Here is a 17993-nt window from a genome sequence, read left to right on the forward strand (position 1 = left end):
ATAGCTCAAACGTCTTTCGGGGGTACAGCCACAGGCTCGACGTCGCGCGGTGCGGCGTAGGCCAGATAGAGGAGGAAGGAGCAGGCACTGCAGGTCAGCACACTGAAGTTCAGGGCCAACTTCAGGCTTTGGAACAGCACCATGCTGATGGCGAACACCAGCAACAGGACACCGCTGACCCATGCGGTGCGACGCAGTTGAATGCCTGCCAACAGAAGAATGCCGAGCACTGCTTCCAGAATGTCGACGAACCAGGCCAGCGCGGGCACGGCCATGTCTGGTGCCCATGGCACCAACTTGGCCACGTGCAGATAAAAGCCTTGCATGCTGCCCCACGACACGCCGGGCTGACCCATCGCGCCCCAAAGGCCGAATCGATCGGCAACCGCAGAAAGGAATGCACTGGCTAATGCGACACGGGCAAGGATCAGCGCGAATTTCCAGGAGGGGTATACGGGCATGTCAGCTTCTCATTCTTGACTGGTCGTCCGATTCAGACGCCAGGGTGTCTTCGATGCGGCGACTGTAGGCCGATCTACCTGGCCGTTTAAGGGACAAGATTCGACAACTGGAACACGACAAGAAATCGAATTTGAAACAAGGCTGGGCGCCCGCAGCCTCGGGACTGACAACTCTTGTCATGGGCTGTTTTACGTTTTTTGCCCCTAGGAGAATCACTCACAGCAGCTAGGATGGTTGTCTCTGAAGTGTTGGCCGCAGGCCTGCTTCGTTCCCGATGAATGCTCAAAGAGGTAATTGCAATGTCGCGTAAAGTTCTGGTCGCAGGCGCATCCGGTGTCATCGGTACCGCCTTGATCAAGTTGTTGGTCGAGGCGCAATTCGAGGTGTACGGCACCACGCGTCACAGCGAGAAAGTGAAGGACATCGAAGCGGCAGGTGCAACGGCGGTGGTCGTTGACGTTTACGACGCGAAACGCCTGGAGGAAGCGTTGATTGGCATACAGCCCTGGGGGGTCGTGCATCAACTTACGGATCTGCCACGCGGGCTGAGTCCCGAGCTGATGGCCAAGGCCGTGGAAAACAACGCACGCATCCGCACCGAAGGGACGCACAATCTGGTGGCTGCGGCAAAGGCCGCGGGTGCCAGTCGCCTGGTCGCCCAAAGCATTGCCTGGGCCTACTGCCCAGGCGAAACGCCCTATCTGGAAACCCATCCCCTGGACGTAGAGGCCGAGGGTGCCCGCCGCATAAGTGTGGGAGGCGTGGCAGCATTGGAACATCAGGTACTGAGCGAACCCACACTGCATGGCACGGTTCTGCGTTATGGCCAACTGTACGGGCCCGGCACCGGCACGGATGAGCCCAGCGGTGCAAGTCCCGTGCATGTAAACGCCGCAGCGCGCGCCGCCTTGCTGGCCTTGCAGACAGAGGAAGGGGGTATTTTCAACATTACTGAGGACAATCCAACCGTCAGCAACGAGAAAGCCAAGCGCGTGCTGGGCTGGTCTGCCGAGGTGATAAAGGCTTGATCCTCACCGGTGCGGCGGACGCAAGGACAGCGCCCGCGTCCACCCGCGCCGCCAACACCAATGACCCGTAAAGCTGCACGGAGGTACATAACATGACGTCACTGGACACTGTTTTTCATGATTTGCACAACCAGGGCCTACTGATTCTGGCCAACGTAAGCGACGCAGGTGGCGCACGGATTGTGGAGTCACTGGGCGCTGCAGCAATCGCCACCACCAGTGCCGGTATGGCATGGTCGAATGGCTACGCAGACGGCAATCAGCTCCCTCTGGCACTGTTGGCCGCCAACGTTGAGTCCATGACGCGGGTGCTGCGTGTGCCGCTGACCGTGGACATCGAAGGCGGATACTCCGACGACCTGCAACACGTTGCACACGTCATCGATGCCGTTGTGGCGGCAGGTGCGGTGGGGATCAATATTGAAGATGGCGTTGGGCCGCCCGAGCAACTGGTGCGCAAAATAAATGTCGCCAGGGAGGTAGCCGAAAAACGCGGCGTTAACTTGTTTGTGAATGCGCGCAGCGATGTTTACCTGAAAAACCTTTTGCCCAATGATCGAAAGCTCGAAGAGATCATCAGGCGTGCTGCGCTTTATGCAGAAGCGGGCGCCAATGGCTTGTTCGCCGTCGGGATGCTCGACCCGGCCGAGATAGGGATCCTGTGCAAAGAATCGAGGCTGCCCGTGAATCTTTTGGCGCGTGACGCCCTGCCCGCGCCGGATGAGCTGGCGCGTCTGGGCGTCAGGCGCTTGAGTGCAGGCTCAAGCATCGCGGAATTTCTATACGGAGCAATGGAAGGACTCGCGCGCTCATTTCAGGAACGCGGCAGGCTGGATACGCAGGCACTGAAGGGTTTCACGTATGGGGAGTTGAACGGCTTGATGCCTGAATAGAAAACCCTGGCAGCATCAATTCCCAACTGCCAGATTCAGAGCAAAAAAAAGGCGCCTCATGGAGGCGCCTTTTTTCTGAATATGGTCGGGGTAAGGGGATTCGAACTCCTGACATCCTGCTCCCAAAGCAGGCGCGCTACCGGACTGCGCTATACCCCGGTAAAAAAAAGGCGACCTTTCAGTCGCCTTCTTCGATCAGCGCTTTTGGCCTCTGATCTTAAGATTCGATTCCAGCGCTGACTGGTCTCAAAAATGGTGGGTCGTGTGGGATTCGAACCTACGACCAATTGGTTAAAAGCCAACTGCTCTACCAACTGAGCTAACGACCCAAATATGGTCGGGGTAGGGGGATTCGAACTCCCGACATCCTGCTCCCAAAGCAGGCGCGCTACCGGACTGCGCTATACCCCGGTTTGAAATTGGCTCCGTGACCAGGACTCGAACCTGGGACCCAATGATTAACAGTCATTTGCTCTACCGACTGAGCTATCACGGAACTGAATATTTCAAATTTTACTGCGGTGTAACTTCCTCTTCAGCCCCGTCCGTATCGCTACGTTAGTGCCTCTGAGGCGCGCTATTCTACAATCTTAAAAACCTCTGTCAACCCTTTAAATTGCTTTCAAGACAAGGATTTGCGCTTCTTTCTGATTTCTTCCTGGGGGGAAGAAACCCGTGGGCTGACATTGCTGCGGGGCGCACTTTACAAGCCTTTGCCTTACAGTTCAACGCCCTATCGAAAAAAAAGGCCCCGCAATGCGGGGCCTCTCTTTATTTGCGTACAGACCGGGCTTAATGGAAAACGATTTCGTCGTTCTCCACCGTCGCCTCGACGCTGGTGCCCGGCATGAAGCTGCCCGACAGGATCAACTGCGCCAGCGGGTTCTCGATCCAGCGCTGGATGGCGCGTTTGAGCGGCCGCGCGCCATACACGGGGTCGTAACCGACCGCGATCAGCTTGTCCAACGCCTCTCGGCTCAGCTCCAGCGACAGTTCTCGCTCGGCCAGACGTCCACGCAGGCGCCCCAGTTGGATCTCGGTAATGCCCGCGATCTGATCCCGCGCCAATGGCTCGAAGATCACCACCTCATCGACCCGGTTGATAAATTCCGGACGGAAGTGTGTGGTCAACGCATCCATGACCGCCGCACGCTGGGCTTCGCGATCACCCACCAATTCCTGGATCTGCGCCGAGCCCAGGTTGGAGGTCATCACGATCACCGTGTTGCGAAAGTCCACGGTACGCCCATGACTGTCGGTCAGGCGACCGTCTTCGAGCACTTGCAGCAAGATGTTGAACACATCCGGATGCGCCTTCTCGACCTCATCCAGCAGGATCACCGAGTAAGGCTTGCGCCGCACGGCTTCGGTCAGGTAACCGCCCTCTTCATAGCCGACATAGCCTGGCGGTGCGCCGATCAGGCGCGCCACCGAATGTTTCTCCATGAACTCGGACATGTCGATACGCACCATGGCCTCTTCGGTATCGAACAGGAACTCCGCCAGCGCCTTGCACAGCTCGGTCTTGCCCACACCGGTCGGGCCCAGGAACATGAATGAGCCGCTCGGACGGTTCGGATCGGACAACCCGGCGCGCGAACGCCGTACCGCGTTGGAGACCGCCACCACCGCCTCGTCCTGACCGATGACGCGCTGGTGCAACAGGTGCTCCATCTTCAGCAACTTGTCGCGCTCGCCTTCGAGCATTTTCGATACCGGGATACCGGTCCACTTCGAGACGACTTCAGCGATTTCTTCCTCGGTCACCTTGCTGCGCAGCAACTGGTTCTCGGACTTGCCGTGCTGGTCGACCATCTGCAGGCTGCGCTCCAGGTCCGGGATCACCCCGTACTGCAACTCGGCCATGCGGTTCAGGTCGCCTTTGCGGCGCGCAGCTTCCAGTTCCTGGCGTGACTGCTCGATCTTTTGCTGGATCTGCGCAGAGCCCTGCACTTCGGCTTTTTCCGAGGTCCAGATTTCTTCGAGGTCTGAATACTCGCGCTCCAGGCGATGGATTTCTTCCTGGAGTTTTTCCAGGCGTTTCTTCGCAGCGTCGTCTTCTTCTTTCTTCAGGGCCTGGGATTCGACTTTCAGTTGAATCAGGCGCCGGTCCAGACGGTCGAGTACTTCCGGCTTGGAGTCGATCTCCATGCGAATGCGGCTGGCCGCTTCATCGATCAGGTCGATGGCCTTGTCCGGCAACTGCCGGTCGGTGATATAGCGATGGCTCAACTTGGCCGCCGCAATGATCGCGCCGTCGGTGATCGCCACCTTGTGGTGCACCTCGTAACGCTCTTTAAGGCCACGCAGGATTGCGATGGTGTCCTCTTCGCTCGGCTCCTCCACCAGCACTTTCTGGAAACGCCGCTCAAGGGCCGCGTCCTTTTCAATGTACTGGCGGTATTCGTTGAGCGTGGTTGCCCCGACGCAGTGCAACTCGCCGCGCGCCAACGCCGGCTTGAGCATGTTGCCGGCGTCCATGGAGCCCTCGCCCTTACCGGCGCCGACCATGGTGTGCAGTTCGTCGATAAACAGAATGATCTGCCCTTCCTGCTTCGACAGTTCGTTGAGCAGGGATTTCAGGCGCTCTTCGAACTCGCCACGGAACTTGGCGCCGGCGATCAGCGAGCCCATGTCCAGCGACAGCAGGCGCTTGCCCTTGAGGCCGTCCGGCACTTCGCCATTGATGATGCGCTGGGCCAGGCCTTCGGCAATCGCGGTTTTACCCACGCCAGGTTCGCCGATCAGCACCGGGTTGTTCTTGGTGCGGCGTTGCAAGACCTGAATGGTGCGACGGATCTCGTCATCACGGCCGATCACTGGGTCGAGCTTGCCCTCTTCGGCGCGCTTGGTCAGGTCGACAGTGTATTTGTCCAGGGCCTGACGCGACTCCTCATGATTGGGGTCGTTGACCGCATCGCCGCCACGCAGGTTGTTGATGGCATTTTCCAGGGCCTTCTTGCTCACGCCCTGCCCCAGCAACAACTTGCCGAGCTTGCTGTTCTCGTCCATGGCGGCGAGCAGCACCAGTTCGCTGGAGATGAACTGGTCGCCTTTCTGCTGGGCCAGGCGATCGGCCTGGTTGAGCAGGCGTGCCAGGTCCTGGGACATATTCACGTCACCAGTGGGATTCTGGATTTTTGGCAGTTGGTCGAGCTCTTTGCTCAGCTCCTTGCGCAGGCTGTTGACGTCAAAGCCCACCTGCATCAACAAGGGCTTGATAGAACCACCTTGTTGTTCCAGGAGTGCCTGCATCAAATGAGCAGGCTCAATCGCCGGATGGTCGAGGCCGACCGCCAGAGATTGGGAGTCCGATAAAGCCAACTGTAATTTGCTGGTTAAACGATCAATACGCATTAGTCACCTTCCTTTTGAGCAGGCCGGAGCTGTAAACACATCCTGAATGAAGAAACCTGCCAGATACCCTTATAGATGGGGTGGATTCTGGAAGATTCAAGCGGGCGACACGTGACGTGGATCAGGAGAGTCTAGCGTTCAAGCCAGATAAGGGAGGCAAATCGGCCGGTGCGAGGGCTGCGACGGTAGGAGAAGAAACGCGGGTCGGTCACGGTGCAAAAACCGCCGCCGTAGACCGCTGTTACGCCCCGAGCAGCAAGGCGCAGGCGGGCCAGTTCGTAGATGTCGGCCATGAACTTGCCGGGATTGCGACTGGGTACAAAGGCTCGTTCGGTGATCGGCAGTTGGTGCATGAACGCTTCGCGCACCTCCGGCCCCACTTCAAAGGCTTGCGGGCCGATTGCCGGGCCGAGCCAGACCAATACGTCGGCCGGCTCGGTGGCCAGGCTTTCGACCGCCGCCTCCAACACGCCAGCCGCCAAGCCACGCCAACCGGCGTGGGCCGCCGCGACACGGGTGCCGGCGCGATTGCACAACAACGCCGGCAAGCAGTCGGCGGTCATGGCCGTGCAGGCGATACCCGGCGTGCTGGTCCAACTGCCATCGGCTTCGGCAATGCGACCAGGGTCTGCCTCGACCACGCTAACCCCATGGACCTGGCGTAACCAGGCCGGCTCGATAGCGAAGGCATCGGTAAGGCGCCGCCGATTTTCCAGCACGGCCTCTAAAACGTCGTCGACATGATCGCCCAGATTGAGGCTGTCGAACGGCGCCAGACTGACGCCGCCCGCCCGGGTGGTAACGCAGGCTTTAACCTGAGACGGCGCAGGCCAGTCAGGAATCAGCCAGTCACTCATCCGACAAAGGCCTCGCGATCCTGCTTGAGCAACGACAACAACCAGACCAGATCGTCTGGAAGCGGCGATTCCCAGCTCATCCGCTTACCGCTCGTCGGATGATCCAGCTCCAGGAAGCGGGCATGCAGTGCCTGGCGCGGGAAAGTTTTCAGCGATTCAACCATGGTCTGGCTCGCCGCAGGAGGGATGCGGAAGCGACCGCCGTAGGCCGGATCACCGACCAACGGGAAGTTGATATGGGCCATATGCACGCGAATCTGGTGGGTACGCCCGGTTTCCAGCTTCACCCGCACATGGGTGTGGGAGCGGAAACGCTCCAGCACGCGGTAGTGGCTGACGGCCTGCTTGCCGCCTTCCATGACCGCCATGCGCTGGCGCTGCTGGCCGTGGCGACCGATGGGCGCGTTGATCTTGCCGCCCGCCACCACCACACCGATCACAATGCATTCGTAGATCCGGCTGACGCTGCGGCTCTGCAATTGAGTAACAAGCTGCGTCTGCGCCTGGATGGTCTTGGCCACCACCATCAGGCCGGTGGTGTCCTTGTCCAGGCGGTGCACGATGCCGCAGCGCGGGACGTTGACGATGTCCGGCACGTGGTGCAGCAAGGCATTGAGCAAGGTGCCATCAGCGTGCCCGGCGGCCGGATGAACCACCAGGCCTGCGGGTTTGTTGATGACCAGGATGTCGTCATCTTCATAGACGATATCCAGCTCGATGTCCTGGGCGACCCATTCTCCCTGGGCTTCCTGCTCGGCAGTCAGCTCAAGAATCGCACCGCCATGGACTATGTCTCGCGGGCGGATAACCGCTCCATCCACAGTCAGGCGGCCGTCTTTGATCCAGGCGGAAAGGCGCGAGCGCGAGTGCTCAGCGAATAATTGTGCGGCGACTTGATCGAGGCGTTGGCCGCCCAATTCGGACGGCACCTCTGCGCGAAGTTCAATTTTATCGGACATGCTCAGACTAGGCGTGGCACAGCCTTTGGTTTCGGCTGCGCGCTTGTGGTTAAATACGGCGTCTTTTGCCCCGAGGCTTTCAACGGGGCGCTCATCATAACAGGACGGCCCCGCCCAAGACAGCGGCCGTCATAGGGACGCAAGCCGCCATGCAAGTGAAACACCTGCTGCTGATCGCCATCCTCGCCATGACTGCTGCTTGCTCGTCAACAAAGGACGTCGTCGACGAAAACCTGAGCGAAGTCGAGCTGTACCAGCAAGCTCAAAAAGACCTGGACAATAATAGCTACACCAGCGCCACAGCCAAGCTGAAGGCCCTGGAGTCGCGTTATCCGTTCGGGCGCTACGCCGACCAGGCGCAGCTCGAGCTCATCTACGCGAACTACAAGAACGCCGAGCCGGAAGCTGCCAAGTCCGCTGCAGAGCGGTTCATCCGCCTGCACCCACAGCACCCGAACGTAGACTATGCCTACTACCTCAAGGGCCTGACCTCGTTCGATCAGGACGTAGGCCTGCTGGCGCGCTTCCTGCCGCTGGACATGACCAAGCGTGACCCGGGCGCTGCCCGCGACTCCTACAACGAGTTCGCCCAGCTGACCAGCCGCTACCCCAACAGCCGCTACGCGCCGGACGCCAAGCAGCGCATGATTTACCTGCGCAACCTGCTGGCGTCCTACGAGATCCACGTCGCCCACTACTACCTGACCCGTCAGGCTTATGTAGCGGCGGCCAACCGTGGTCGCTATGTAGTGGAAAACTTCCAGGAGACCCCTTCGGTGGGTGACGGCCTGGCGGTAATGACCGAGGCCTACCAGCGTCTGCACCTGGACGAGCTGGCCAACACCAGCCTGGAAACCCTGAAGCTCAACTACCCTGATCACCCAAGCCTGAAAGACGGTCAGTTCGTGCCTCAGGTGGCTGAAGCCGACAATCGTTCGTGGCTGAGCAAGTACACCCTGGGCCTGATCGACTCCCGTCCACCGCTGCCGCCGGGTGAAACCCGCGCCAACCAGGACGTGATCAAGCAGTACCAGGACGCCAAGGATGCCATTCCTTCCGAGCTCAAGCCCCATGACGAAAACGGTGACGTGATCGAGGAGCAGGAGCCACAGGCCCTGGGCAATAACCAGGACCGCTCGTGGTTCAGCTACATGACCTTCGGCGTGTTCGACTGACCTGTCCAACGCAACGCAAAAGGGAGCTCTCGGGAGCTCCCTTTTTCATGGGCGCGTATTTATGCACTGTGCGCCCGTCGCGTCCTTGGCTAAACTGCCGCATTCCCTGTCGAGAAACTGCCCATCATGGTTCGTCTACTGTTCTGGATTGCCGTCATTGCTGCCGCGGTATGGTTATGGCGCACGTTCAAAAGCCCGGCAGCTCGGCAGCAACGCCCCGGCGAGCCCGGCGCGGCGCTGATGGTGCGCTGCGCCCACTGTGGCGTGCATTTGCCGCAGGATCGCGCCATCAGTTCGCACCAGGACTGGTATTGCACCCAGGCGCACCTGGAGCAGGGGCCGAAATCTATCCAGCGTTGAGCCGACCTGCCGGCGCATAGGGCGCAGGGTCGATGATCGGCACCTGCTCAAGCAGCAAGTCCGCAAACAACTGACAGGATGCCGGGGCAAGCACCAGGCCATTACGGTAATGCCCGCAGTTGAGCCACAGCCCCTTGAAGCCAGGCACCTCGCCGATATACGGAATGCCCTCCGGCGAGCCTGGGCGCAAACCCGCCCAATGGCCAACCACTTCGGCATCCGCCAACCCGGGTATCAACTCCACAGCCGACGCCTTGAGACTGTCCAGCGCGAACCGGGTTGGCGTCTTGTCGAACCCTGCGTGCTCCAGGGTGCTGCCGATCAGAATGTGACCGTCGCGTCGGGGAATCGCATAACGCCCCTTGGCCAACACCATGCTCGATAAAAAGTCAGGCGCACAGCTGTACAGAATCATCTGACCCTTGACCGGCTCCACGGGCAGCGACAAGCCCAGTTTGGCCAGTAGCTCCCCGCTCCAGGCGCCGGCCGCGAGCACCACCTGATCACCCAGGATCGGCCCCGCTGGCGTGTTCACCCCCACCACGGTGTCACCGTCCAGAACGAACCCATCGACCTCGCACTGCTCTTGAATGGTCACACCCGGCAATGCCAACAACGCGGCCTTGAGGGATTTGACCAGGCGCGGATTGCGCACATTGGCCACGTTTGCCATGTAGATGGCCTGGGCGTAACCGCCGCCCAATACGGGAACGGCATCGTGCGCCGCCGAAACATCGACTTTGCTCAACGGTCGCCCTTCGCGGGCTGCCCAGGCCAGCGCTGCGTCTTCGTCATCCAGGTCCAGCCAGTACAAACCGGTGGTGTACACCTCTGGATCGACGCCGGTTGCAGCAAATAATTGCGCTGCCAGCTGTGGATAAAAATCCTGGGACCAATGGGCCAGTGCAGTGACTGCCGGGCTGTAGCGCCAAGGGTACAGCGGCGAAACGATCCCGCCACCCGCCCACGAAGACTCCTGGCCAAGGCCGGCGCGGTCCAACAGAACCACTGCCAGCCCTTGAGTGGCAAGGTTGAACGCCGTCAGCAATCCAATTACACCGCCGCCGACAATCACCACTTGCTGTTGCTTAGCCATTATTTGATCCAGCCAATAAAAGGGGAAAGGCGCGCCCGGCGCCCATTCTTCCTGCACGCTCATCACTGCCCCCAGCATGTCTTGCGCGACATGTCGGGAGTCGCCCCCGGGTTGGTGCGCTCTCCCGTGCTGGCGAGACCGAATGTCCCGCAGGGATCAGCCGCCATCACCGAATCGGCGACAGGCGTCGCGAGCAGGCTAAATGCGTATAGATCCAATGCAGCCGTGATTCTATAGCGATCATTGCCATCACTGACGCCGCTCGCATCAATAAAGGTGCCGTTTCGGCTGTAAAAGCGCTCGAGATGCTGCGCCTGCTGCGTCAACAACACGACGATTTCTGCACGGTATGCCTTTTTTACATGGCTGGTGTAGCCGGGATAGGCAATACCGGCCAGCAACGCGATGATCGCCACGGCGATCAGTAACTCGATCAGGGTAAACCCCCTGCTATCCATGCCCATTTACACGCTCCCTAGTGCAATTGCCGCCACAGGACCCGCCGATACTGCGCGTCCTCCCCCTCTCCCACCTGCGCGTACATGGCCTCCAGCACGGTACGCACCTGTCCACTGATCCCCACGGCCGTGACCCGATACAGCGGCGCCGCGGCCTGGGGCAGCAGATGCGGCAACCCCGTTGCCGGCCCAAGCGACTGAACCCCATAGAAACCGTTCGTCATGGCAAGCCACTTCACTGCCGAAACAGGATGGGTCCCAGGCCCCGTCACTGAAGCCGACTCACGCGGTGGCCCACAGGTGATGACCGATGCGCACACCGGCAACGCGGCAGCGGCTCGACGCAGGCTCGACTCACCCACTCTCAGGCCGCTTTCGGCACTTTGCAGCGATTGATTGCGATGCCACGCACTGCCCGCGCTTTTCTGCTGCGACACAGCGTCCTGCATCGACGACAGGCCGGCCAGTGACAACAGCAGCAGGAATACCAGGCTGATCATTAACGCCATGCCCTTCTGCCGATGATCAATTGCGCACATACGCCCCCTATCCCAGCCGATTACGCAGCGCCGCAACGACGCTGTAGGTCTGGTTTTTCACGCGCCCGGTGGGGTCCTGCAGTGTCAGGCGGATACGCACGCTACGGATCAACGACTCGTCCGCCGGGCTCTGTTCATAACGCACAACATGGCGCGACTCGGATCGAGCGGCCACGCCAAAGCTCAAGTCGAACGCCTGCACGTTATCCACCAGCACCGTTTTCGCCGGAGCCGCCGGGGTGCTGACCTTCAATTGGCTCGACTCAAAGGTGTAGGTCAATTGCCGTATCGCGAAACGTATCTGCCCTGGGGCTAACGAAGGCGGTGCACCGGCAAAGGCTTGCGCATGGCCGGAACAGTCGGACAGCACCGTCCAATCCGGCAGGCCGTTGCCCTCTCCCACATCGGCCGTCACCAACGTCAGCGACTTCGAGCCTCCCGTCGCACGCCAACTGATCGGCCGATCAAACGCCACCGGCGCATTGTCGACAAACGCCGTGGCCTGGCAGCCAAACATGCCCACCTGCCGAATATCCTGAATCATTTTGCCGAGCACGAAGCGTGCATCATCCTGCAGCAGCATTGCCGCCTGCTGGCTGGCCTGGGACGCTCGAGCACTGATCGCCACATGGCTGACACCCAGGGTCAGCAGCAGGCCGACTGCCAACGCCAGCAGCATCTCCACCAGGCTGAAACCTCGAACAGCGCGATTCATCGGGTCACGTCCGCGTCGCCGCTGATGCGGCTGGTCAGGGTGAAGGTTTGCCGTGCCCCCTGGATGTTCGAGCCCCGCGTGTCATCCCAACTGAGACTGACGGTCACATCGCTACCGCGAATGGCGACCGCGCCTTTGGCACTTTCACCGGCAAACTCGGTGATGTTGGCGTCGAAATCATGCAAGTCGAGGTCACGCACACTGGCGCTCGAGCTGGCCGGTGGCGCGTGCTCGGTGCGCGCCCATGCGTAATCAGCCCCGGCATTGGCGCGCATGCGGTCCAGCATGTCGTAGGCGATAAAGCTGGCCTGACTGATCATGCGTGCACTGTCGGTGTACTTGAGCGCGTTGAGCTGGACCACCGCCGCGCCCAGCAGGCCGACGGCGAGTATGAGCATCGCCACCAGCACTTCGATCAAGGTCATGCCCGCTTGGCACTTGGGGCAAAAGGGAGTTGGGCAGCCAGGCATTTACCGTCGTTATCCATGTCGAGGGCCGAAAACAAGCAGGAAGATCCTGCGGTGCGACCCAAGACTAGCGGCGCTTTTCGAACCCCGCCGCTGCCGGAACAAAGGGAAATACTTTGGACATGAAGGCCATCATTCAGCGCACGGACTGGCGCGCTATACCTGAACAGGCAACCTCACTACCCATCGCGTCCACGGAGGGACGACTTATGAAACAGCGAGGCTTTACCCTGATCGAACTGCTGCTCGGGTTAATCATGAGCGGCATCCTGGCGCATTTGGCCGTGCCGAGCTTCAAGGGCTTGCTGGAGTCCCGGCACCGCCAGGACGCCGCGCAATCCCTGGCCAGCGGCATGCGCTACGCGCGCACCGAGGCCATCGCACGGAATCGGCCAGTGATCATTCACGCCGTGGACGACGACTGGAGCCGTGGATGGCGCGTGGTAGTGGACATGAGCGGACGCGGCTATAAGGACGACGATAATCCGGTGCTGCGGGTACGCCAGGACGGCGCACGCGTGCCGATGGTAGGTAACAGCCCGGTCAGAAGCCAGGTGCGTTTCAGTGGGATGGGCGAGCCGGTCTTCGCCGGCGGGGGATTTCGTGCTGGCACTGTGCATGTATGCGACGCGGATCAGGCGCTGAGCCTGTATCAGGTGGTGCTGGCGCCCAGCGGACGCATCAGCCTGCGCAGCGACAGGGCCGAGCAGGCGTTGTGCCGGAGTGGCTCCGGCACCCTGGCAATCAGAGCAGCGAGCGAACCCGCAGCTCCTTGGGCATGGAGAAAGTGATGTTTTCTTCACGACCGGCCAACTCGTCGGCACCGGTGGCACCCCAGGCGTGCAGTTGCTGGATCACGCCGCGCACCAGCACTTCCGGAGCCGAGGCGCCAGCGGTGATGCCGATGCGCTCGACACCGTCGAACCAGCTGCGCTGCAGGTCTTCGGCGCCGTCGATCAGATACGCCGGTGTCGCCATGCGCTCAGCCAGCTCGCGCAAGCGGTTGGAGTTGGAGCTGTTGGGGCTGCCGACCACCAATACCACATCGCATTCGTCGGCCAGTTGCTTGACCGCATCCTGGCGGTTCTGCGTGGCGTAGCAGATGTCGTCCTTGCGCGGGCCGCCAATGGCCGGGAAGCGGGTGCGCAAGGCATCGATCACACGGCTGGTGTCGTCCATGGACAACGTTGTCTGGGTCACGAAAGCCAAACGCTCGGGATTCTGCACCTGCAAGCTGGCGACGTCTTTTTCGTCTTCCACCAGATAAATGGAGCCGCCGTTAGTGGCGTCATACTGGCCCATGGTGCCTTCGACTTCCGGGTGACCGGCATGGCCGATCAGGATGCATTCACGGCCGTCGCGGCTGTAGCGCGCCACCTCGATGTGCACCTTGGTGACCAGCGGGCAGGTGGCGTCGAATACTTTAAGGCCCCGCCCCGCCGCTTCGGTGCGCACGGCCTGGGAAACCCCGTGGGCGCTGAAGATGACGATTACGTCGTCCGGCACCTGGTCAAGCTCTTCGACAAAAATGGCACCGCGTGCGCGCAGGTCTTCGACCACGAATTTGTTGTGGACGACCTCATGACGCACGTAAATCGGTGGCCCGAAGACTTCCAGGGCGCGGTTGACGATTTCGATCGCCCGGTCCACGCCGGCACAGAAGCCACGGGGGTTGGCGAGTTTGATTTGCATGCTGTGCCTCGTGTCTTGCAGCCAGTTTGAGTCAGGTGTTGACGCTGGCCGAACTGCCTGTGGAGATCAAAGGTGGGAGGGGGCTTGCTCCCGATGGCGGTGCGTCAGTCAATTTTTTCATACCTGACCCACCACTATCGGGAGCAAGCCCCCTCCCACATTTAGTTACAGCGCTTTAACGTCGATGATTTCAACGTCGAACGTCAAGGTTTTACCGGCCAACGGGTGGTTGAAGTCGATGGTCACTTGCGCGTCATCGAAGGTTTTGACCACGCCGGGCAATTCGGTATTGGCCGCATCATTGAAGATCACCAGCAAACCTTCCGACAGGTCCATGTCCTGGAACTGCGAACGCGGGATGATCTGCAGGTTTTGCGGGTTGGGCTGGCCAAAGGCGTTTTCCGGCAGGATCTGCAGGGTGCGCTTGTCGCCGGCCTTGAACCCGAACAGGGCCGCTTCAAAACCCGGCAGCAGGTTGCCGTCGCCGACCTTGAAGGTCGCCGGGGCCTTGTCGAAGGTGCTGTCGACGGTGTCGCCATTTTCCAGGCGCAGTGCGAAGTGCAAGGTAACTTGGGTGTTCTGGCCGATGCGTTGATCAGTCATTGACGGGCTCCCCGGTCTTCTTGCTCTTGAACATATCCAGCGCGAGCATGATGGCACCGACGGTGATGGCGCTGTCAGCAAAGTTGAACGCCGGGAAATAGTGGCGGTTCTGCCAATGCACCAGGATAAAGTCGATCACATGGCCGAGGGCAATGCGGTCGTACAGATTGCCCAGCGCGCCACCCAGCACCAGCGCCAGGGCGACGGCCAGCCAGGTGTCATCACGGCCCAGACGCTTGAGCCACACTACCAGCACCGCACTGACCACCACGGCGATCAGGGCGAACAGCCAGCGTTGCCAACCGCCGCTGTCAGCCAGGAAGCTGAAGGCGGCGCCGGTGTTGTAGGCCAGGGTCCAGCTGAAGTAATCCGGGATCACCACGATTTGCTGGAACATTTCCAGGGAGCCTTCGAAATGAGCTTTGCTGACCTGGTCGATGACCAGCACCAGCAAGCTCAATACGAGCCAGCCCAGGCGTCCGAAACGGCTGGTTGCCTCAGGCATAGTGGCGTACCTCGCCACTGCCTGTGATGTTGTCGACGCAACGACCGCAGATTTCCGGATGCTCCGGATTCACGCCGACATCTTCGCGGCAGTGCCAGCAACGGGCGCACTTGGGGAAGGCCGACTTGACCACTTTGAGCTTGAGGCCCGGCACTTCGGTGGGGACCGCGTCTGCCGGGGCCTGGGCGAACGGTGCCAGGCTCGCGGTGGAAGTGATCAGCACGAAGCGCAGTTCGTTGCTCAGCTTGCTCAGGTCGGCGGTCAGGCCTTCCTCGGCAAACAGGGTGACTTCGGCTTGCAGGTTGCCACCGACGGCCTTGGCCGCACGCTGGACTTCCAGCTCCTTGTTCACCGCGACCTTGACGGCCATCACGCCTTCCCAGTACTCGCGGCCCAGTTCGAAGTCGGCCGGCAGTTCGGTCAGGCCTTCGTACCAGATGTTGAGCATCACGGACTCGTTACGCTCGCCCGGCAGGTATTCCCACAGTTCGTCGGCGGTGAACGCAAGGATCGGCGCGATCCAGCGCACCAGCGCTTCGCTGATGTGGTACAGCGCAGTCTGCGCCGAGCGGCGCGCCGTGCTGTTGGCGGCGGTGGTGTACTGGCGGTCCTTGATGATGTCGAGGTAGAAACCACCCAGCTCCTGCACGCAGAAGTTGTGGATCTTCGAGTAGACGTTCCAGAAACGGTATTCGCCGTAGTGTTCCTGCAACTCGCGCTGCAGCAACAGGGTACGGTCCACAGCCCAACGGTCCAGGGCCAGCATGTCCTCGGCCGGCAGCAGGTCGGTGGCCGGGTTGAAGCCGGTCAGGTTGGACAGCATGAACCGTGCGGTATTGCGGATGCGCCGGTAGGCATCGGCGCTGCGCGCCAGGATCTGCTCGGAAACAGCGATCTCGCCCGAGTAGTCGGTCGACGCTACCCACAGACGCATGATGTCGGCGCCCAGGGTGTCGTTGATCTTTTTCGGCTCGATCACGTTTTTGAGCGACTTGGACATCTTGCGGCCCGTCTCGTCGACGGTGAAGCCGTGGGTCAGCAGCTCGCGGTACGGCGCGTGGTTGTCGATGGCGCAACCGGTCAGCAATGACGAGTGGAACCAGCCACGGTGCTGGTCGGAACCTTCCAGGTACAGGTCGGCACGCGGGCCGGTCTCGTGGCCCATCGGGTGCGAACCGCGCAGCACGTGCCAGTGGGTGGTGCCGGAATCGAACCACACGTCGAGAGTGTCGCTGATCTTGTCGTACAGCGGCGCTTCGTCGCCCAACAGCTCGGCAGCGTCCATCTTGAACCAGGCTTCGATGCCTTCCTGTTCGACGCGCTGGGCCACGACTTCCATCAGTTCGACGGTGCGCGGGTGCAGTTCGCCGCTTTCCTTGTTGAGGAAGAACGGGATCGGCACGCCCCAGTTGCGCTGGCGGGAGATGCACCAGTCCGGACGGTTGGCGATCATCGAGTGCAGACGCGCCTGGCCCCAGGCGGGGACAAACTGGGTGTCTTCGATGGCGCTGATTGCGCGCTTGCGCAGGGTGTCGCCGCTGACAGGCTCTTTATCCATGCCGATAAACCACTGCGCGGTGGCGCGGTAGATCAGCGGGGTCTTGTGGCGCCAGCAGTGCATGTAGCTGTGCTTGATGGTTTCAGTGTGCAGCAGCGCACCGACTTCCGTCAGTTTTTCGATGATCGGTTCGTTGGCCTTGAAGATGAACTGGCCGCCGAAGAACTCCAGGGACGGCGCATAGACGCCGTTGCTCTGTACCGGGTTGAGGATCTCGTCGTTGACCATGCCATAAGCCTTGCAGGTCACGAAGTCGTCCACGCCGTAAGCCGGCGCGGAGTGCACCACGCCAGTACCCGAACCCAGCTCGACATACTCGGCCAGATACACCGGCGACAGGCGGTCATAGAACGGATGGCGGAAATTGATCAGCTCCAGCGCGGAGCCGGTGGCGGTGGCGATCACCGACCCTTGCAGTTCGTAGCGCGCCAGGCACGCCTCGACCATTTCCTCGGCCAGCACCAGCAGGCGATCACCCACATCCACCAGGGCATAGGTGAACTCCGGGTGAACGTTCAACGCCTGGTTGGCCGGGATGGTCCACGGGGTGGTGGTCCAGATCACGATGGCCGCCGGCTTGCTGAGGCTCGCCAGGCCGAACGCCTGGGCCAGTTTGGCTTCATCGGCGATCGGGAAGGCCACGTCGATGGTCGAAGACTTCTTCTCTTCGTACTCGACTTCCGCTTCGGCCAGCGCCGAACCGCAGTCGAAGCACCAGTTCACGGGCTTGAGGCCCTTGAACACGAAACCGCCCTTGACGATTTCGGCCAAGGCGCGAATTTCACCGGCCTCGTTCTTGAAGTTCATGGTCTTGTAGGGGTTGTCCCACTCGGCCAGTACCCCCAGGCGGATGAATTCGGACTTCTGCCCTTCGATCTGCTCGGTGGCATAGGCACGGCACAGCTCGCGGGTTTTATCGGCGCCCAGGTTCTTGCCGTGGGTCACTTCGACCTTGTGTTCGATCGGCAGGCCGTGGCAGTCCCAACCCGGGACATACGGCGCATCGAAGCCCGACAGGGTCTTGGAGCGCAGGATCATGTCCTTGAGAATCTTGTTCAGCGCATGACCGATGTGAATCGTGCCGTTGGCATAAGGAGGGCCGTCGTGCAGGACGAATTTCGGACGATCCTTGCCAATTTCGCGCAACTTACCGTACAGGCCAATACTGTCCCAGCGCTGCAGGATCTGCGGTTCGCGCTGTGGCAGGCCGGCCTTCATTGGGAAGGCGGTGTCCGGAAGGTTTAGCGTGGCTTTATAGTCGGTCATTTA

Annotated in this window: 18 protein-coding genes and 4 tRNA genes; 5 read left to right on the top strand and 17 right to left on the bottom strand. The window is 60.8% G+C overall.

Annotated elements, in window-relative coordinates:
• Positions 1–5 precede the first annotated feature (5 nt).
• Positions 6–461 (bottom strand): hypothetical protein, encoded by a 456-nt coding sequence (locus ACXX81_RS18830; protein ID WP_458572187.1) that lies wholly within the window; start codon positions 459–461, stop codon positions 6–8.
• 300 nt (positions 462–761) lie between these two features.
• Between ACXX81_RS18830 and ACXX81_RS18835 the strand changes: the two genes are divergently transcribed.
• Both ACXX81_RS18835 and ACXX81_RS18840 read left to right on the top strand, forming a co-directional pair.
• Positions 762–1490 (top strand): NAD-dependent epimerase/dehydratase family protein, encoded by a 729-nt coding sequence (locus tag ACXX81_RS18835; RefSeq protein WP_057006963.1) that lies wholly within the window; start codon positions 762–764, stop codon positions 1488–1490.
• Positions 1491–1582: 92 nt separating this feature from the next.
• On the top strand, positions 1583–2383 hold the full coding sequence (locus ACXX81_RS18840) for an isocitrate lyase/PEP mutase family protein (RefSeq protein ID WP_322212621.1): 801 nt from the start codon (positions 1583–1585) through the stop codon (positions 2381–2383).
• Between the two features lie 82 nt (positions 2384–2465).
• Here ACXX81_RS18840 and ACXX81_RS18845 read toward each other — a convergent pair.
• From ACXX81_RS18845 to rluD, 7 genes are all read right to left on the bottom strand, one after another.
• Positions 2466–2542 (bottom strand) — tRNA-Pro (locus ACXX81_RS18845).
• A gap of 94 nt (positions 2543–2636) precedes the next feature.
• Positions 2637–2712 (bottom strand) — tRNA-Lys (locus tag ACXX81_RS18850).
• A gap of 5 nt (positions 2713–2717) precedes the next feature.
• Positions 2718–2794 (bottom strand) — tRNA-Pro (locus ACXX81_RS18855).
• A gap of 9 nt (positions 2795–2803) precedes the next feature.
• Positions 2804–2879 (bottom strand) — tRNA-Asn (locus ACXX81_RS18860).
• Between the two features lie 296 nt (positions 2880–3175).
• Positions 3176–5740: an ATP-dependent chaperone ClpB gene (clpB, locus tag ACXX81_RS18865; protein ID WP_458572188.1), complete on the bottom strand. Its 2565-nt coding sequence runs from the start codon at positions 5738–5740 to the stop codon at positions 3176–3178.
• A 131-nt stretch (positions 5741–5871) separates the two neighbouring features.
• The gene (gene pgeF, locus ACXX81_RS18870) at positions 5872–6597 is read right to left on the bottom strand and encodes a peptidoglycan editing factor PgeF (protein ID WP_322212620.1); all 726 of its coding nucleotides are present in this window, start codon (positions 6595–6597) and stop codon (positions 5872–5874) included.
• On the bottom strand, positions 6594–7556 hold the full coding sequence (gene rluD / locus ACXX81_RS18875) for a 23S rRNA pseudouridine(1911/1915/1917) synthase RluD (RefSeq protein WP_015371141.1): 963 nt from the start codon (positions 7554–7556) through the stop codon (positions 6594–6596). Before rluD ends, pgeF begins: the two co-directional genes overlap by 4 nt.
• A gap of 149 nt (positions 7557–7705) precedes the next feature.
• On the opposite strand from rluD, the gene ACXX81_RS18880 reads away from it, so the two are divergent.
• Together ACXX81_RS18880 and ACXX81_RS18885 are read left to right on the top strand one after the other, a co-directional pair.
• Positions 7706–8731 (top strand): outer membrane protein assembly factor BamD, encoded by a 1026-nt coding sequence (locus ACXX81_RS18880; RefSeq protein WP_004372374.1) that lies wholly within the window; start codon positions 7706–7708, stop codon positions 8729–8731.
• Positions 8732–8857: 126 nt separating this feature from the next.
• Complete coding sequence (locus ACXX81_RS18885) at positions 8858–9091, top strand: PP0621 family protein (protein WP_231422484.1); 234 nt, start codon at positions 8858–8860, stop codon at positions 9089–9091.
• Here the strand turns inward: ACXX81_RS18885 and thiO are convergent.
• From thiO to pilV, 5 genes are all read right to left on the bottom strand, one after another.
• Positions 9078–10187, bottom strand: coding sequence for a glycine oxidase ThiO (gene thiO, locus ACXX81_RS18890; RefSeq protein WP_458572189.1), 1110 nt, complete (start codon positions 10185–10187; stop codon positions 9078–9080). The genes ACXX81_RS18885 and thiO overlap by 14 nt on opposite strands.
• 62 nt (positions 10188–10249) lie before the next feature.
• Positions 10250–10651 carry a type IV pilin protein gene (locus ACXX81_RS18895; protein WP_458572190.1) on the bottom strand — a complete coding sequence of 134 codons (402 nt, stop codon included), beginning with the start codon at positions 10649–10651 and terminating at the stop codon, positions 10250–10252.
• Positions 10652–10662: 11 nt separating this feature from the next.
• The gene (locus tag ACXX81_RS18900) at positions 10663–11184 is read right to left on the bottom strand and encodes a pilus assembly PilX family protein (protein WP_458572191.1); all 522 of its coding nucleotides are present in this window, start codon (positions 11182–11184) and stop codon (positions 10663–10665) included.
• A 7-nt stretch (positions 11185–11191) separates the two neighbouring features.
• Positions 11192–11899 carry a PilW family protein gene (locus ACXX81_RS18905; RefSeq protein WP_458572192.1) on the bottom strand — a complete coding sequence of 236 codons (708 nt, stop codon included), beginning with the start codon at positions 11897–11899 and terminating at the stop codon, positions 11192–11194.
• Positions 11896–12369: a type IV pilus modification protein PilV gene (gene pilV, locus ACXX81_RS18910; RefSeq protein ID WP_269325485.1), complete on the bottom strand. Its 474-nt coding sequence runs from the start codon at positions 12367–12369 to the stop codon at positions 11896–11898. The genes ACXX81_RS18905 and pilV overlap by 4 nt, the downstream gene beginning before the upstream one ends.
• A gap of 206 nt (positions 12370–12575) precedes the next feature.
• Here pilV and ACXX81_RS18915 point away from each other — a divergent pair, with 206 nt between their 5' ends.
• Positions 12576–13157, top strand: a complete 582-nt coding sequence (locus ACXX81_RS18915; RefSeq protein WP_209988428.1) for a GspH/FimT family pseudopilin — start codon at positions 12576–12578, stop codon at positions 13155–13157.
• On the opposite strand, the gene ispH is transcribed toward ACXX81_RS18915, so the two are convergent.
• The 4 genes from ispH to ileS form a co-directional block, all read right to left on the bottom strand.
• Complete coding sequence (ispH, locus tag ACXX81_RS18920; RefSeq protein ID WP_209988424.1) at positions 13111–14058, bottom strand: 4-hydroxy-3-methylbut-2-enyl diphosphate reductase; 948 nt, start codon at positions 14056–14058, stop codon at positions 13111–13113. The two genes, ACXX81_RS18915 and ispH, sit on opposite strands and share 47 nt — an antisense overlap.
• Before the next feature lie 165 nt (positions 14059–14223).
• Positions 14224–14661 (bottom strand): FKBP-type peptidyl-prolyl cis-trans isomerase, encoded by a 438-nt coding sequence (gene fkpB / locus ACXX81_RS18925; protein WP_322212610.1) that lies wholly within the window; start codon positions 14659–14661, stop codon positions 14224–14226.
• Complete coding sequence (gene lspA / locus ACXX81_RS18930) at positions 14654–15166, bottom strand: signal peptidase II (RefSeq protein WP_322212608.1); 513 nt, start codon at positions 15164–15166, stop codon at positions 14654–14656. The genes fkpB and lspA overlap by 8 nt, the downstream gene beginning before the upstream one ends.
• On the bottom strand, positions 15159–17990 hold the full coding sequence (ileS, locus tag ACXX81_RS18935) for an isoleucine--tRNA ligase (RefSeq protein ID WP_458572193.1): 2832 nt from the start codon (positions 17988–17990) through the stop codon (positions 15159–15161). The genes lspA and ileS overlap by 8 nt, the downstream gene beginning before the upstream one ends.
• Positions 17991–17993 lie beyond the last annotated feature (3 nt).

It is taken from the genome of Pseudomonas sp. GNP013, from assembly GCF_054343995.1.

Excerpts from the sequence above, each read along its gene's own strand:
- ACXX81_RS18830 (WP_458572187.1), bottom strand. The coding sequence starts at position 461 with ATGCCCGTATACCCCTCCTGGAAATTCGCGCTGATCCTTGCCCGTGTC.
- ACXX81_RS18835 (WP_057006963.1), top strand. The coding sequence starts at position 762 with ATGTCGCGTAAAGTTCTGGTCGCAGGCGCATCCGGTGTCATCGGTACC.
- ACXX81_RS18840 (WP_322212621.1), top strand. The coding sequence starts at position 1,583 with ATGACGTCACTGGACACTGTTTTTCATGATTTGCACAACCAGGGCCTA.
- clpB (WP_458572188.1), bottom strand. The coding sequence starts at position 5,740 with ATGCGTATTGATCGTTTAACCAGCAAATTACAGTTGGCTTTATCGGAC.
- pgeF (WP_322212620.1), bottom strand. The coding sequence starts at position 6,597 with ATGAGTGACTGGCTGATTCCTGACTGGCCTGCGCCGTCTCAGGTTAAA.
- rluD (WP_015371141.1), bottom strand. The coding sequence starts at position 7,556 with ATGTCCGATAAAATTGAACTTCGCGCAGAGGTGCCGTCCGAATTGGGC.
- ACXX81_RS18880 (WP_004372374.1), top strand. The coding sequence starts at position 7,706 with ATGCAAGTGAAACACCTGCTGCTGATCGCCATCCTCGCCATGACTGCT.
- ACXX81_RS18885 (WP_231422484.1), top strand. The coding sequence starts at position 8,858 with ATGGTTCGTCTACTGTTCTGGATTGCCGTCATTGCTGCCGCGGTATGG.
- thiO (WP_458572189.1), bottom strand. The coding sequence starts at position 10,187 with ATGGCTAAGCAACAGCAAGTGGTGATTGTCGGCGGCGGTGTAATTGGA.
- ACXX81_RS18895 (WP_458572190.1), bottom strand. The coding sequence starts at position 10,651 with ATGGGCATGGATAGCAGGGGGTTTACCCTGATCGAGTTACTGATCGCC.
- ACXX81_RS18900 (WP_458572191.1), bottom strand. The coding sequence starts at position 11,184 with ATGTGCGCAATTGATCATCGGCAGAAGGGCATGGCGTTAATGATCAGC.
- ACXX81_RS18905 (WP_458572192.1), bottom strand. The coding sequence starts at position 11,899 with ATGAATCGCGCTGTTCGAGGTTTCAGCCTGGTGGAGATGCTGCTGGCG.
- pilV (WP_269325485.1), bottom strand. The coding sequence starts at position 12,369 with ATGCCTGGCTGCCCAACTCCCTTTTGCCCCAAGTGCCAAGCGGGCATG.
- ACXX81_RS18915 (WP_209988428.1), top strand. The coding sequence starts at position 12,576 with ATGAAACAGCGAGGCTTTACCCTGATCGAACTGCTGCTCGGGTTAATC.
- ispH (WP_209988424.1), bottom strand. The coding sequence starts at position 14,058 with ATGCAAATCAAACTCGCCAACCCCCGTGGCTTCTGTGCCGGCGTGGAC.
- fkpB (WP_322212610.1), bottom strand. The coding sequence starts at position 14,661 with ATGACTGATCAACGCATCGGCCAGAACACCCAAGTTACCTTGCACTTC.
- lspA (WP_322212608.1), bottom strand. The coding sequence starts at position 15,166 with ATGCCTGAGGCAACCAGCCGTTTCGGACGCCTGGGCTGGCTCGTATTG.
- ileS (WP_458572193.1), bottom strand. The coding sequence starts at position 17,990 with ATGACCGACTATAAAGCCACGCTAAACCTTCCGGACACCGCCTTCCCA.